This window comes from Pseudomonas sp. 43(2021) (genome assembly GCF_017490805.1).
Classification (GTDB): domain Bacteria; phylum Pseudomonadota; class Gammaproteobacteria; order Pseudomonadales; family Pseudomonadaceae; genus Aquipseudomonas.
In genome coordinates this window covers 1-14,198 of sequence record NZ_JAFGYJ010000018.1, presented here as the reverse complement: position 1 = coordinate 14,198, position 14,198 = coordinate 1, and the positions used below count along the sequence as shown (strand labels likewise).

Here is a 14,198-nt window from a genome sequence, read left to right as displayed (position 1 = left end):
GGGTTGGCGGGGCCTTCAGGTAAGGCCCAGTTCACCCCAGATCCGCCGCACTTCGCGGCGCTCATCGGCAAACTGCGCCGCATCGATCACCCCGGCCTGCTTTTGCAGGGCCTGGCGGTGCGAGGCCGAGCGGAACGCCTTGTACACTTCACGCAACAGCACCGCGTCACTGGCCGGCATCAACCCTGCCTGCTCCAGCTCTTCCAGAATGCGGATGTTATCGGTCCATCGAAGTATGGCCGGATGGTCGTGAGACCAGGCCAAAGCGGCGTATTGCACCATAAATTCGATATCGACGATACCGCCCGCATCCTGCTTGATATCGAACGGTACACCGGCCTCGAAGGCATTGGCCGCGGTACCGGCAGCGGTAGCCTTGGTGCCGAGGTTATCGCGCATCTTGGCGCGCATTTCGCTCACTTCGCTGCGCAGCTTTTCCAGGTCGCGGGCCTGGCCCAGCACCTTGGCGCGCACGCCTTCGAATGCAGCGCCCACCTGCTTGCAGCCCACCAGTACCCGGGCGCGCACCAGGGCCTGATGCTCCCAGGTCCAGGCTTCGTTCTGCTGGTAGCGCTCGAACGCGCCCAGCGAGCTCACCAGCAGGCCCGAGGCCCCCGACGGGCGCAGGCGCATGTCCACGTCATACAGCTGGCCCGAGTTGGTCTGAGTGGCCAGCAGGTGAATGATGCGCTGGCCCAGCCGGGTGAAGAACTGCGCACTGTCGATGGGCTTGGCGCCGTCGGTTTCCGCCTGCGGGTCGCCATCGTGGATGAATACCAGGTCCAGGTCAGAACCGTGGCCCAGCTCCAGGCCGCCCACCTTGCCGTAGCCGATGATGATGAAGCCTGGGTCACACAGGCTGCCGTCGCTACGCTTGGGCTGCCCGTGGCGAGCCACGGTCTGGCGCCAGGCCAGGGCCAGCACCTGGTCGAGGATGGCTTCGGCCAGCCAGGTCAGGTAGTCGCTGACTTTCATCAACGGCAGGTTGCCGCTGATTTCCGAGGCGGCCACGCGCAGGCTGTGGGCCAGCTTGAAGTGGCGCAGCGCCTCCATTTGCTGTTCCAGGTCGTCCTCGGGAATGCGCGTCAGGCGCTCGCGCAGCTCGCTGGCCAACTCCGGCGCCAGTGGCGGGCTGAACAGGCGGCCTTCGTTGAGCAGTTCGTCGAGCAGCAGCGGGTAACGGGCAATCTGCTCGGCAATCCACGGGCTGGCGGCGCACAGGGTCAGCAGGCGGCGCAAGGCGCCGGGGTTTTCGGTGAGCAACACCAGATAGGCAGAACGCCGTGCCACGGCCTCGACCAGCGGCAGCACGCGCTCGAGCACCAGGTCGGGGTTGTCATGTTCCACAGCCTGGGCCAGCAGCCTTGGGATAAAGGCGTCCAGGCGTTCACGCCCGATCCGTTGCATGGAACGCAGCTGCGGGCTGGAGCGCAGCGCGGCCAGGCGCCGCAGGGCTTCGGCGGGCTGCTGGAAACCGGCCTCTTGCAGCTGGCGGCCAGCGGCATCTTCATCCTGCGCCTGCTCCCACAGCGGCGACCATTCGCCCCCCACCACCAGTTCGCCCTCGCCGTCTTCATCATCCGGGTCGGCGATCACCTGGCGGAAGTGCCAGTCAATGCGGCCACGCCAGTGCGTCAGCTGGTCATGGAAGCTTTGCCAGTCGGCATAACCGAGCATGTAAGCCACCCGCGCCTGATCGGTCTCACTGTCCGGCAGCATCTGCGTCTGACGGTCGGCAATGGCCTGGATGGCGTGCTCGGCATAACGCAGGAATTCATAACCTTCGCGCAGTTCGGCAACCACGGCCGGTGGCAGGTAGCCCTGGCCTTCAAGGGTGGCCAGCACTTTCAGCAAAGGCCGCTGCTGCAAGCTGAGGTCGCGCCCGCCGTGGATCAGCTGGAAGGCCTGGGCGATGAACTCCACCTCGCGAATGCCCCCGGCACCCAGCTTGATGTTGTCGGCCATGCCCTTGCGCCGCACTTCCTGCTGGATCAGCTGCTTCATGGTGCGCAGCGCTTCGATCGCGGAAAAGTCCAGGTAACGGCGGTACACGAACGGCCGCAGCATCTCCTGCAACTGCGCACCGGCCGCCTGATCACCGGCCACCACCCGCGCCTTGATCATCGCGTAGCGTTCCCAGTCACGGCCCTGGTCCTGGTAGTACTGCTCCAGGGCATTGAAGCTGAGCACCAGCGCGCCGGCCGAGCCGTACGGGCGCAGGCGCATGTCGACACGGAACACGAAGCCGTCGACGGTGACCGGGTCCAGTGCCTTGATCAGGCGCTGGCCCAGGCGGGTGAAGAACTCCTGGTTGTCCAGCGAGCGCTTCACCCCTTCGGTTTCGCCGCCTTCGGGGAAGGCGAAGATCAGGTCGATGTCCGACGACAGGTTCAGCTCCACCGCGCCCAGCTTGCCCATGCCCAGCACCACCATGTGCTGCGGCTGGCCGCTGCGGTTGCCGACAGGCGTACCGAACTGCTGACAGTGGCGCGGGTACAGCCATTGGTAGGCTTCGTCGATGGCGGCATCGGCCAGATCGGACAGGTCGCGGCAGGTTTCGCCCAGCGCGGCCTGGCGGGTGATGTCGCGCCAGATGATGCGCATCTGCTGGCGGTTGCGCTCGCGGCGCAGGTTGCGTGCCAGCTCGTCCTCGCTCTGCGCCGCCTGGGCGGCTGCCGCGATGTGACCGCGCAGTTCGCCTGCGGCGTAACGCCGGTCCAGCTCGCCACTGGCCAGCAGGCCGAACAACATGGCCGGCTCGCGCCGGGCCAGGCCGAGCACGAAGTCACTGGCGGCGGCAACCTGGTCGAACTGTTGCCGGTGCAGCGGGCTCCAGGCCTGCAGGTCGAGTTCCGGGTGGGCAGCCACGGCATCGCTGATGAATTGCTGGTTGCGCGCGACCAGTGGTTGCAGGGTAGCGGGCAGATCGGACGGCAAAGGTAGGCGCATGGTCTATCCTTGATCGGCGTGAAATAGAGGGGAAGAAGCGGCCAAGGGGAAGCCGGACCACGGTTGGACTGTCGTACAAAAGTTGGAAATAGCTGAAATGAACGAAAAAATGGCAACAACCATCAAGAATTACCCGCTCGCGACACAACGCCAACCAACATGAACGTTTTTCCTCACAAGCCAGCATGCGACGAAACGTCGCACAAATGTAGTTTTACTACTACCCGTGTCGTGTAAAAGCATGAAATGCGAAAGCAAATGTAGTAAAACTACACGGCGCCGGAGGACACCCCGGTAATCCAAGAATTCACGACGTCTGCCCATAAGGCCAGTCGCAACTTCAGGCAATCGATTCTGGTTGCCTTTCCGCCCTGGAGCAAGCCATGCAAGACCTCGATCCAATCGAAACCCAGGAATGGCTGGATGCCCTGGAGTCGGTCCTCGACAAAGAAGGCGAAGACCGCGCTCATTACCTGATGACCCGTATGGGCGAGCTGGCCACCCGTAGTGGCTCCCAGCTGCCGTATGCGATCACCACGCCATACCGCAACACCATCCCTGTCACCCACGAAGCACGCATGCCTGGCGACCTGTTCATGGAACGCCGCATTCGCTCGATGGTGCGTTGGAACGCCCTGGCCATGGTCATGCGTACCAACCTGAAAGACTCGGACCTGGGCGGACACATCTCCAGCTTCGCCTCCAGCGCCACCCTGTACGACATCGGCTTCAACTACTTCTTCCAGGCACCGACCGAAGAACACGGCGGCGACCTGATCTTCTTCCAGGGCCACGCCTCGCCAGGCGTCTACGCCCGTGCCTTCATGGAAGGCCGCATCAGCGAAGACCAGATGAACAACTTCCGTCAGGAAGTGGACGGCAACGGCCTGTCTTCGTACCCGCACCCATGGCTGATGCCTGACTTCTGGCAGTTCCCGACCGTATCGATGGGTCTGGGCCCGATCCAGGCCATCTACCAGGCACGCTTCATGAAGTACCTGGAAGCCCGCGGCTTCATCCCGGCCGGCAAGCAGAAGGTCTGGTGCTTCATGGGCGACGGCGAGTGCGACGAGCCGGAATCCCTGGGCGCAATCGCCCTGGCCGGCCGCGAGAAGCTGGACAACCTGATCTTCGTCATCAACTGCAACCTGCAGCGCCTCGACGGCCCGGTTCGCGGCAACGGCAAGATCATCCAGGAACTCGAAGGCGTGTTCCGTGGCGGTGGCTGGAACGTCAACAAGGTCGTCTGGGGCCGCTTCTGGGACCCACTGTTCGCCAAGGACACCAACGGTGCCCTGCAGCGCCGCATGGACGAAGTCATCGACGGCGAGTACCAGAACTACAAAGCCAAAGACGGCGCGTACGTTCGTGAGAACTTCTTCAACACCCCAGAGCTCAAGGCCATGGTCGAAGACCTGTCCGACGAAGAGATCTGGAAGCTCAACCGTGGCGGCCACGACCCGTACAAGGTCTACGCGGCGTACCACCAGGCGGTCAACCACAAGGACCAGCCTACCGTCATCCTGGCCAAGACCATCAAGGGTTACGGTACCGGTGCCGGCGAAGCCAAGAACACCGCACACAACACCAAGAAGGTCGACGTCGACAGCCTGCGTCACTTCCGTGACCGCTTCGACATCCCGGTCAAGGATGCCGACCTGGAGAACCTGCCGTTCTTCAAGCCGGAAGAAGGTTCTGCCGAAGCCAAGTACCTGGCCGAGCGCCGTGCTGCCCTGGGCGGTTTCGTGCCACAGCGCCGCGCCAAGAGCTTCAGCGTACCGACCCCGCCACTGGAAACGCTGAAAGCGATCCTGGACGGCTCGGGCGACCGCGAAATCTCCACCACCATGGCCTTCGTGCGTATTCTGGCGCAGCTGGTCAAGGACAAGGAAATCGGCCAGCGCATCGTCCCGATCATCCCGGACGAAGCCCGTACCTTCGGTATGGAAGGCATGTTCCGCCAGCTGGGCATCTACTCGTCGGTCGGCCAGCTCTACGAGCCAGTCGATAAAGACCAGGTGATGTTCTACCGCGAAGACAAGAAGGGCCAGATCCTCGAGGAAGGCATCAACGAAGCCGGCGCCATGTCGTCGTTCATCGCTGCTGGTACCTCGTACAGCTGCCACAACCAGCCGATGCTGCCGTTCTACATCTTCTACTCGATGTTCGGCTTCCAGCGCATTGGCGACCTGGCCTGGGCCGCTGGCGACAGCCGCACCCGTGGCTTCCTGATCGGCGGTACCGCCGGCCGTACCACCCTCAACGGTGAAGGCCTGCAGCACGAAGACGGTCACAGCCACATGATGGCGGGCACCATCCCGAACTGCCGCACCTACGATCCGACCTACGGCTACGAGCTGGCGGTGATCATCCAGGACGGCATGAAGAAGATGACCGAAGAGCAGCAGGACATCTTCTACTACATCACCGTGATGAACGAATCCTACCAGCAGCCAGCCATGCCGGCCGGTGTCGAGGAAGGCATCATCAAGGGCATGTACCTGCTGGAAGAAGACACCCGCGAAGCCGCGCACCACGTGCAGCTGATGGGCTCCGGCACCATCCTGCGCGAAGTCCGCGAAGCGGCGAAGATCCTGCGTGAAGAGTTCAACGTCGGTGCCGACGTGTGGAGCGTCACCAGCTTCAACGAACTGCGTCGCGACGGCCTGGCCGTGGAACGCGCCAACCGCCTGAAGCCTGGCCAGAAGCCACAGCAGACCTACGTCGAGCAGTGCCTGACCGGTCGCAAGGGCCCGGTCATCGCCTCCACCGACTACATGAAGCTGTTCGCCGAGCAGATTCGCCAGTGGGTGCCGAGCAAAGAATTCAAGGTCCTGGGTACCGACGGTTACGGTCGCAGCGACAGCCGCAAGAAGCTGCGTCACTTCTTCGAAGTCGACCGTCACTTCGTGGTGCTGGCTGCCCTGGAAGCCCTGGCTGACCGTGGCGAGATCGAACCCAAGGTTGTTGCAGACGCTATCGTCAAGTTCGGTATCGACCCGGACAAGCGCAACCCACTGGACTGCTGAGGAGTATTTTTAAGTGAGCGAACTCATTCGCGTACCTGACATCGGCAGCGGTGAAGGTGAAATCATCGAGCTGTTCGTCAAGGTCGGTGATCGTATCGAGGCTGACCAGAGCCTGCTGACCCTGGAGTCCGACAAGGCCTCCATGGAGATCCCGGCCCCGAAAGCCGGCGTCATCAAGGAACTGAAGGTCAAGCTGGGCGACCGCCTGAAAGAAGGCGACGAGCTGCTGGTTCTGGAAGCCGAGGGCGCCGCTGCTGCGGCCCCTGAGGCCCCGGCTGCCGCTCCGGCTCCAGCTGCTGCACCAGCGCCTGCCGCCGAAGCTGCCCCTGCGCCGGCAGCAGCGCCGGCTGCCGCCAGCGTGCAGGACATCCACGTACCGGACATCGGTTCGTCGGGCAAGGCCAAGATCATCGAAGTGCTGGTCAAGGTCGGCGACACCGTCGAAGCCGACCAGTCGCTGATTACCCTGGAGTCCGACAAGGCCTCCATGGAAATCCCGTCGCCGGCTGCCGGCGTGGTCGAAGAAGTCCTGTGCAAGCTGGAAGACGAAGTCGGCACTGGCGACCTGATCTTCAAGCTGAAAGTTGCAGGCGCTGCGCCGGCTGCCGCTCCGGCACCTGCCGCTGCTGCTGCCCCGGCCAAGGCTGAGGCTGCTCCGGCCGCCGCACCTGCCGCTGCAGCCCCGGCTGCTGCTCCTGCACCGGTTGCCAGCGCACCGGCTGCCGGCAGCAATGCCAAGGTTCACGCCGGCCCGGCGGTTCGTCAGCTGGCTCGTGAATTCGGTGTCGACCTGGGCGCGGTTGCCGCGACCGGTCCGCACGGCCGCATCCTCAAAGAAGACGTGCAGGTCTACGTCAAGGCGATGATGCAGAAGGCCAAGGAAGCTCCGGCAGCCGCCGGTGCAACCGGTGGCGCCGGCATCCCGCCGATCCCTGCCGTGGACTTCAGCAAGTTCGGCGAAGTGGAAGAAGTGGCCCTGACCCGCCTGATGCAGGTCGGTGCTGCCAACCTGCACCGCAGCTGGCTGAACGTGCCGCACGTCACCCAGTTCGACTCCGCCGACATCACCGAGCTGGAGGCCTTCCGCGTTGCGCAGAAGGCCGTGGCCGAGAAGGCTGGCGTCAAGCTGACCGTGCTGCCACTGCTGCTCAAGGCCTGCGCCTTCCTGCTCAAGGAACTGCCGGACTTCAACAGCTCGCTGGCGCCAAGCGGCAAGGCCATCATCCGCAAGAAGTACGTGCACATCGGCTTCGCCGTGGACACTCCGGACGGCCTGCTGGTCCCTGTGATCAAGAACGTCGACCAGAAGAGCCTGCTGCAACTGGCTGCCGAAGCGGCTGCGCTGGCCGAAAAAGCCCGCACCAAGAAGCTGTCGGCCGACGAGATGCAAGGCGCCTGCTTCACCATCTCCAGCCTCGGCCACATTGGCGGCACCGGCTTCACGCCGATCGTCAACGCGCCGGAGGTGGCTATCCTGGGCGTCTCCAAGGCGACCATGCAGCCGGTCTGGGATGGCAAGGCCTTCCAGCCGAAGCTGATGCTGCCGCTGTCGCTGTCCTACGATCACCGTGTGATCAACGGCGCTGCCGCCGCACGCTTCACCAAGCGCCTGGGCGACGTGCTGGGCGATATCCGCACCATGCTGCTGTAAGGCAGCACACTGCCCCTCCTTGCGAGGGGCAGTACCCTTTCGAGCTGCCACGCTCGTACCTCAACCCCGTCGATTGGCGGGGCTTTTTTTTACCTGCCGATAGAGGTTTGGCGCCTGCGAAATCGAGCGCCCCCGCGCGGCGCATCGCGAGCAAGCTCGCTCCTACATCTGTTTCTGGCCAATTTTTCCTGTGGGATTTGCGCGCGAACCCTTGGCGTATGGCTCGATATCGCGTCGTAGAAGCAAGGCGGTCGCGCGCGCCTGTCACAGGCATGACTGGCCCGAAACAGATGTAGGAGCGAGCTTGCTCGCGATGCGCCGCGCGGGCGGCGCTCGACCGCCCAGACGCCAAAAATCTCAAGGCGATCCAAGATTTGCCGATAACCCGTCCACAGCATCACGCATGGCTGCTTGCCAGCCCCCGGGACATGATGCAACCTTGCCAGATCCGCCGCCGCCCCAAAGCAGCGTCACCTCTTCAAGCGAGTCTTCGATGAAAAGCCAACCCGATGCCACCAGCCGTGTGGTGGCCGAGGTCGTCACGCAGTTACCCGTGCCCTCGCGGCTCGGCATGCTGCGTTTCGAAAGGCTCAACGAAGCCACCTGGTCCATGCTCTACCTCGACCCGGCCTGCGAGCGCCAGTTCGGCCTGCACGCCAGCGACCTGTGCGCCCTGGTAGACGCGCCCTATGCCAGCCTGATGGAGCCCGAGGCCCGCTACCGGCTGCACGACGAGATCCAGTTGCAACTGGCCCAGCGCGGCTACTACCGCGTGCGCTACACCCTGCACACGCCAGCTGCATCGCTACGCCTGCTGGAAGCTGGTGAAGCCTACAAGCAGCACAACCGCCACCTGTTACGCGGCTACCTGAGCGTGTTCGACGAGCAGCCCGAGGATACCGGCGAGGCCGGTGCCAGCGACCTGGAGTCGCGCAACAACCGCCTGCAACTGGCACTGCAACTGAACCAGCGCGCGCAGCAGGAACAATTCGAGCATCTGGAACGGGTACGCGGCCAGCAGGACCTGATCCTGCGCCTGGCCCGTCAGCGCTACAGCGCCGGTAACTCGCTGCGGGAAGCCGCCCAGCTGATTACCCGCAGCGCCTGCGAGATCTACAAGGTCGATATTGCCAGCATCTGGCACCTGGAAGACCAGCGCCTGGAGCCGATCACCGCCTGGTACCGGGAAGCGCAGGAGTACCGCCAGCCCAAAGCCATCGATGCCAGCCGCTTCCCCGACTACCTCGACGCGCTGCACGCCAGCCGCGCCATCGACGCTCACAATGCCGGCCACGACCCGCGCACCCGCGCCCTGGCACAAAGCCTGTACCCGGAAAACAAGGCGATGCTGGATGCCAGTATTCGCGTCGATGGTCAGGTAGTCGGCGTGCTGTGCCTGGAGCAGACCGGCCAGACACGGGCCTGGCAATCGGACGAAATCGCCTTTGCCGGCGAGCTGGCCGACCAGTTCGCCCAGGTCATCACCAACCACAACCGGCGCACCGCCGCCAGCGCCCTGCACCTGTTCCAGCGTGCCGTCGAGCAGAGCGCCAACGCCTTCCTGCTGGTCAACCGCGACGGCGTGGTGGAGTACGTCAACCCCAGCTTTACCGCCATCACCCAGTACAGCACCGAGGAAGTGCAAGGCCGCCACCTGGGCGAGCTGCCGGCGCTGGAAAACCTGAGCGAGCTGCTGTTCGACTCGCCGTCGAGCCTGGCCATGGGCAACAGCTGGCAGGGCGAGTTCAAGAGCCGGCGCAAGAACCTCGAGCCCTACTGGGGCCAGTTGTCGATTTCCAAGGTCTACGGCGACAACCGTGAGCTGACCCACTATATCGGCATCTACGAAGACGTCACCCAGACCAAGCTGGCCCAGCAGCGCATCGAGCGCCTGGCCTACACCGACAACCTGACCAACCTGGGCAACCGCCCGGCGTTCATCCGCAGCCTGGACGAGCGCTTTGCCCGCGATGGTGAGAACTCGATGTGCCTGCTGCTGGTGGACATCGACAACTTCAAGCGCATCAACGACAGCCTCGGCCACCAGACCGGCGACAAGCTGCTGATCAGCCTGGCCCGGCGCCTGCGCAACAGCTTGCACACCGGCGGTATCCTGGCGCGCTTTGCCAGTAACGAGTTCGCCGTGCTGCTCGACGACACCAGCCTGGAAGATGGCCAGGGCGTCGCCCAGCAATTGCTGCGCACCCTCGACAAGCCGATGTTCGTCGATAACCAGCTGATCAACGTCACCGCCTCGGTGGGCCTGGCCTGCGCGCCACTGCACGGTGCCGACCCGGCCAGCCTGATGAAGAACGCCGGCCTCGCGCTGCACAAGGCCAAGGCCAACGGCAAGCACCAGGTGCAGGTGTTTACCGAAGTGCTCAATGCCGAAGCCAGCTACAAGCTGTTCGTCGAGAACAACCTGCGTCGTGCCCTGACCCAGAACGAGCTGGAGGTGTTCTACCAGCCCAAGCTGTGCCTGCGCAGCGGCCGCCTGCTGGGGCTGGAAGCACTGCTGCGCTGGAACCACCCCGAGCGCGGCATGATCCGCCCGGACCAGTTCATCAGCGTGGCGGAAGAGACCGGCCTGATCATCCCCATCGGCAAATGGGTGGTACGCCAGTCGTGCCGCATGAGCCAGCAGCTGCGCGAGGCCGGCATGGGCAACCTGCATGTGGCCATCAACCTGTCGCCCAAGCAGTTCTCCGACCCGGACCTGGTGGCGTCGATCAGCACCATTCTCAAGGAAGAAGCCCTGCCCCCGCACCTGCTGGAGCTGGAACTGACTGAAGGCCTGCTGCTGGAGGCCACCGAAGATACCCACCGCCAGCTGGATGAGCTGAAGGACTTGGGCCTGACCCTGGCCATGGACGACTTCGGCACCGGTTATTCGTCGCTGAGCTACCTGAAGAAGTTTCCGATCGACATCCTCAAGATCGACCGCAGCTTCATCAATGAAATCCCGGACAACCAGGACGACATGGAAATCACCTCGGCGGTGGTGGCCATGGCCCACAACCTCAAGCTGAAAGTGGTGGCCGAGGGTATCGAGACGCCGGAGCAACTGGCGTTCCTGCGCCGGCACCGCTGTGACGTGGGCCAGGGCTACCTGTTCGACCGGCCGATCCCGGGGCGGGAGCTGGCCGAACGACTGAAGCGCTACCCGCGTGGTCCTGTGGCCTGACAGCCGCATAAACCTCGGGCACTATAGCGCTCATACGGGCCCCTTCGCGGGTAAACCCGCTCCCACAGGTACACCACAATATTCGAAATCTGTGCAGGACCTGTGGGAGCGGGTTTACCCGCGAATGCCCCAGCCCCCATCTCAAAGATCTACAGAGGAACGGCCATGGTCCTGCGTTCGGAAATCCTGGTGAACAAAAACGTCATGCCTACCGCGGAACAGGCCCTGCCTGGCCGCGAAACGCCAATGAGCCTGCCCGAGTTCCATTATGTCTTCAAAGACACGCCACTGCTCGGGCCCTTCTTCGAGGGCGCCATCGACTTCGCCATCTTCGGCCTGGGTTGCTTCTGGGGTGCCGAACGCCGCTTCTGGCAGCGTGAAGGCGTGGTCAGCACGGTGGTCGGCTACGCCGGCGGCTTCACCCCCCACCCCACCTACGAGGAAGTCTGCTCGGGCCTGACCGGCCATACCGAAGTGGTGCTGGTGGTATTCGACAAGGACAAGGTCAGCTACCGCGAGCTGCTGGCGATGTTCTGGGAACTGCACAACCCGACCCAGGGCATGCGCCAGGGCAACGACATCGGCACCCAGTACCGCTCGGCCATCTACTGCACCAGCCCTGAACAGCTGGAACAGGCCAAGGCCAGCCGCGACGCGTTCCAGGCTGAGCTGACCAAGGCCGGCTTCGGCGAGATCACCACCGAGATCGACCAGGCACCGACCGTATACTTCGCCGAGGCCTACCACCAGCAGTACCTGGCCAAGAACCCGGACGGCTACTGCGGCATCGGCGGTACCGGCGTGTGCCTGCCACCAAGCCTGCAGGGTAACTGACGCATGAGCACGATGACCCTGTTCCACTCGCCATTTTCACCATTCGTGCGCAAGGTGATGGTGGTGTTGCACGAGACCGGCCAGCTTGAGCGTGTGCAGCTGCAGCCGGTGAACATCAGCCCGATCAGCGGCGACCCGCAACTGAACCAGGACAACCCGATCGGCAAGATCCCGGCCCTGCGCCTGGCAGACGGCACGATACTGCACGACAGCCGGGTGATCTGCGAATACCTCGACCTGCAGCACGTCGGCCTGCCGCTGCTGCCGCGCGAAGGCTCGGCGCGCTGGCGGCGCATGACGCTGGTGTCGCAGGCTGATGCGATCATGGATGCGGCGGTGTTGTCGCGCTATGAAAGCTTCCTGCGGCCCGAGGAGAAACGCTGGGATGGCTGGTTGCAGGCGCAGGGCGACAAGATTCGCCGTAGCCTGGCCAACCTGGAGCAGGAGCATTTGCCCGAGTTGATGTCCGGGTTCGACCTGGCGGCGATTGGCGTGGCCTGCGCGCTTGGGTACCTGGATTTGCGCCAGCCGGAGTTCGGCTGGCGTGAGCGCCAGCCTGGGTTGGCGGCGTGGTATGCCGAGGTGGTCAAGCGGCCATCGATGGTCGCTACCTCTCCAGTAGCCTGAAAGGCCGCCATCGCCGGCAAGCCAGCTCCCACAGATACGGCGCACAGCTTTAGACTTGCGCGATACCTGTGGGAGCGGGCTTGCCCGCGAAAGGGCCAGTAAAGCCAGCCGAAATCAGCAGTCAGGCTTGCCAGCGGTAAACTTCTTGGCCGGGTTGACCGCCGCCTTGAACTCGCGCAGCGCTTTGGAGCCCACCAGCAGCGGGTAGTTGAAGCTGCTGCGGTCCACCAGGTTGACCTCCACGGTGCGCTTCACGTCCCCCAGACACAGCTCCAGGTCGACCACCGGGCGTTTGGAGATTTCCGGCGCATCGCCTTCCTCCTCTTCATCGGCACGGCCCTTGATCTTGCTGATGCGCGAGACCTTGTGCTCGTAAACCTTGCCGTCCGAGTCCTTGGTCGCCAGGCGGAAGCGTACCCACTCGTCGCCATCGCGGGTGAACAGCTCGATATCCTTGGCCGACAGCGACGCGGTGAAGGCACCGGTGTCCATCTTGGCTTTCAGGGTTTCGCCCAGTTCGGGCAGGGCTATGTTCTCGTAACGGCCGTAGATAGTGGGTTCGGCGGCCATCACCGGCAGCGCCAGCAACGACAACAGGGCAAGCAGAGGTTTCACAGGCAGGCTTCCTTGAGAAAGGTCAGTGCTTAGACTGCACTGGCAGGATAGGTTCGCTGTCACAAGCCTAACCAACATAATGTGAAACATTTGTCCCTGCCGAAGGGCATTGGAAATTTGGCGTAGGCCACGGCCCTGCTTATCATTGCCAACCGTTTATCTCCCACAACAAGAGTCTCTTTATGCGTCGCCTGCTGACCGGCATCCTCACAACTACCCTGCTGCTGCTCAACACCTTGGTGTTGATCTGCCCGCTGCTGGTCTTCGCCCTGCTCAAACTGGTGCTGCCGGGGCGTGGGCGTGACTATGCCTCGTGGGCGGTGATGTGGGTGGCCGAGACCTGGTCGGAGATCGACAAAGCCATCTTTGCCTTGTGCATCCCTACCCAGTGGGATATCCGCGGCGTCGAGAACCTGCGCAAGGACACTTCGTACCTGGCCGTCAGCAACCACCAGACCTGGGTCGATATTCCGGCACTCATCGAGAGCCTCAACCGCCGTACACCGTTCTTCAAGTTCTTCCTGAAGAAGGAGCTGATCTGGGTGCCGCTGCTGGGCCTGGCCTGGTGGGGGCTGGATTACCCGTTCATGAAGCGCTACAGCAAGGCCTTCCTGGAGAAGCACCCGGAGCTGAAGGGCAAGGACCTGGAAATCACCAAGGCGGCTTGTGAACTGTTCAAGCGTCAGCCGGTGACTGTGGTGAACTACCTGGAAGGCACGCGGTTTACCGAAGCCAAGCGTCAGCAGCAGCAGTCGCCGTATCGCTACCTGCTCAAGCCCAAGGCTGGTGGCGTGGCGTTCGTGCTGGCGGCTTTGGGGGAGCAGCTGGATGCCTTGCTGGACGTCACCATCGTGTACCCCGGCAACAAGGCACCGGGGTTCTGGGACTTGCTCAATGGCACCATCAACCGGGTGATTATCGACATTCGCGTACGGGAGCTTGACCCGGTGCTGTGGTCGGGGGATTACGAGAATGATCCCGAGTTCCGCCAGACCGTGCAGGCCTGGGTGAACCAGTTGTGGGTGGAGAAGGACCAGCGGATCGAGCAGCTGCGGGTGGAGATGGGCTGAGATCTTTACTGCCTGTACTGGCCTCTTCGCGGGTAAACCCGCTCCCACAGGTACTGCGCAGCACTCAAAACCTGTGGGTCCCCTGTGGGAGCGGGTTTACCCGCGAAGAGGCCGGAACAGGCACTGCAAGAATCCGATTAGAACCCAGGCTAATAATCAGCATAAGGATTACTTTTTTGTCATCCCCCACCTAAGTGGATAAAAATCGACCAAAGCACAACTACAAAAATGCTCTGGAT

At 63.3% G+C, this 14,198-nt stretch carries 8 protein-coding genes; 6 read left to right on the top strand and 2 right to left on the bottom strand.

Annotation, left to right across the window (positions count from 1 at the left end; translation table 11 throughout):
- Window positions 1–15: 15 nt before the first annotated feature.
- Window positions 16–2,949 (bottom strand): bifunctional [glutamate--ammonia ligase]-adenylyl-L-tyrosine phosphorylase/[glutamate--ammonia-ligase] adenylyltransferase, encoded by a 2,934-nt coding sequence (gene glnE, locus J5M71_RS16520; protein ID WP_207833944.1) that lies wholly within the window; start codon window positions 2,947–2,949, stop codon window positions 16–18.
- A 383-nt stretch (window positions 2,950–3,332) separates the two neighbouring features.
- Between glnE and aceE the strand changes: the two genes are divergently transcribed.
- The 5 genes from aceE (at window position 3,333) to J5M71_RS16495 (ending at window position 12,274) form a co-directional block, all read left to right on the top strand.
- Window positions 3,333–5,978, top strand: coding sequence for a pyruvate dehydrogenase (acetyl-transferring), homodimeric type (gene aceE / locus J5M71_RS16515; protein ID WP_207833928.1), 2,646 nt, complete (start codon window positions 3,333–3,335; stop codon window positions 5,976–5,978).
- A 13-nt stretch (window positions 5,979–5,991) separates the two neighbouring features.
- Entirely contained in the window at window positions 5,992–7,629 is a 1,638-nt protein-coding gene (gene aceF, locus J5M71_RS16510; protein WP_207833926.1) for a dihydrolipoyllysine-residue acetyltransferase, read from the top strand.
- 493 nt (window positions 7,630–8,122) lie between these two features.
- Window positions 8,123–10,813, top strand: a complete 2,691-nt coding sequence (locus J5M71_RS16505) for an EAL domain-containing protein (RefSeq protein WP_207833924.1) — start codon at window positions 8,123–8,125, stop codon at window positions 10,811–10,813.
- 165 nt (window positions 10,814–10,978) lie between these two features.
- The gene (msrA, locus tag J5M71_RS16500; RefSeq protein ID WP_207833916.1) at window positions 10,979–11,647 is read left to right on the top strand and encodes a peptide-methionine (S)-S-oxide reductase MsrA; all 669 of its coding nucleotides are present in this window, start codon (window positions 10,979–10,981) and stop codon (window positions 11,645–11,647) included.
- Between the two features lie 3 nt (window positions 11,648–11,650).
- Window positions 11,651–12,274 carry a glutathione S-transferase gene (locus J5M71_RS16495; protein ID WP_063914526.1) on the top strand — a complete coding sequence of 208 codons (624 nt, stop codon included), beginning with the start codon at window positions 11,651–11,653 and terminating at the stop codon, window positions 12,272–12,274.
- A gap of 114 nt (window positions 12,275–12,388) precedes the next feature.
- Here J5M71_RS16495 and J5M71_RS16490 read toward each other — a convergent pair whose 3' ends face one another.
- A complete protein-coding gene (locus J5M71_RS16490) occupies window positions 12,389–12,889 on the bottom strand; it encodes an ATP-dependent zinc protease (protein WP_003257529.1) in 501 nt (166 codons plus the stop codon).
- Window positions 12,890–13,071: 182 nt separating this feature from the next.
- Between J5M71_RS16490 and J5M71_RS16485 the strand changes: the two genes are divergently transcribed.
- A complete protein-coding gene (locus J5M71_RS16485) occupies window positions 13,072–13,959 on the top strand; it encodes an acyltransferase (RefSeq protein WP_207833907.1) in 888 nt (295 codons plus the stop codon).
- The last annotated feature ends 239 nt before the right edge of the window (window positions 13,960–14,198 follow it).

Coding starts and splice junctions, on each gene's coding strand:
- J5M71_RS16505 (WP_207833924.1), top strand. CDS start 8,123: ATGAAAAGCCAACCCGATGCCACCAGCCGTGTGGTGGCCGAGGTCGTC.
- J5M71_RS16485 (WP_207833907.1), top strand. CDS start 13,072: ATGCGTCGCCTGCTGACCGGCATCCTCACAACTACCCTGCTGCTGCTC.
- J5M71_RS16495 (WP_063914526.1), top strand. CDS start 11,651: ATGAGCACGATGACCCTGTTCCACTCGCCATTTTCACCATTCGTGCGC.
- aceE (WP_207833928.1), top strand. CDS start 3,333: ATGCAAGACCTCGATCCAATCGAAACCCAGGAATGGCTGGATGCCCTG.
- glnE (WP_207833944.1), bottom strand. CDS start 2,949: ATGCGCCTACCTTTGCCGTCCGATCTGCCCGCTACCCTGCAACCACTG.
- msrA (WP_207833916.1), top strand. CDS start 10,979: ATGGTCCTGCGTTCGGAAATCCTGGTGAACAAAAACGTCATGCCTACC.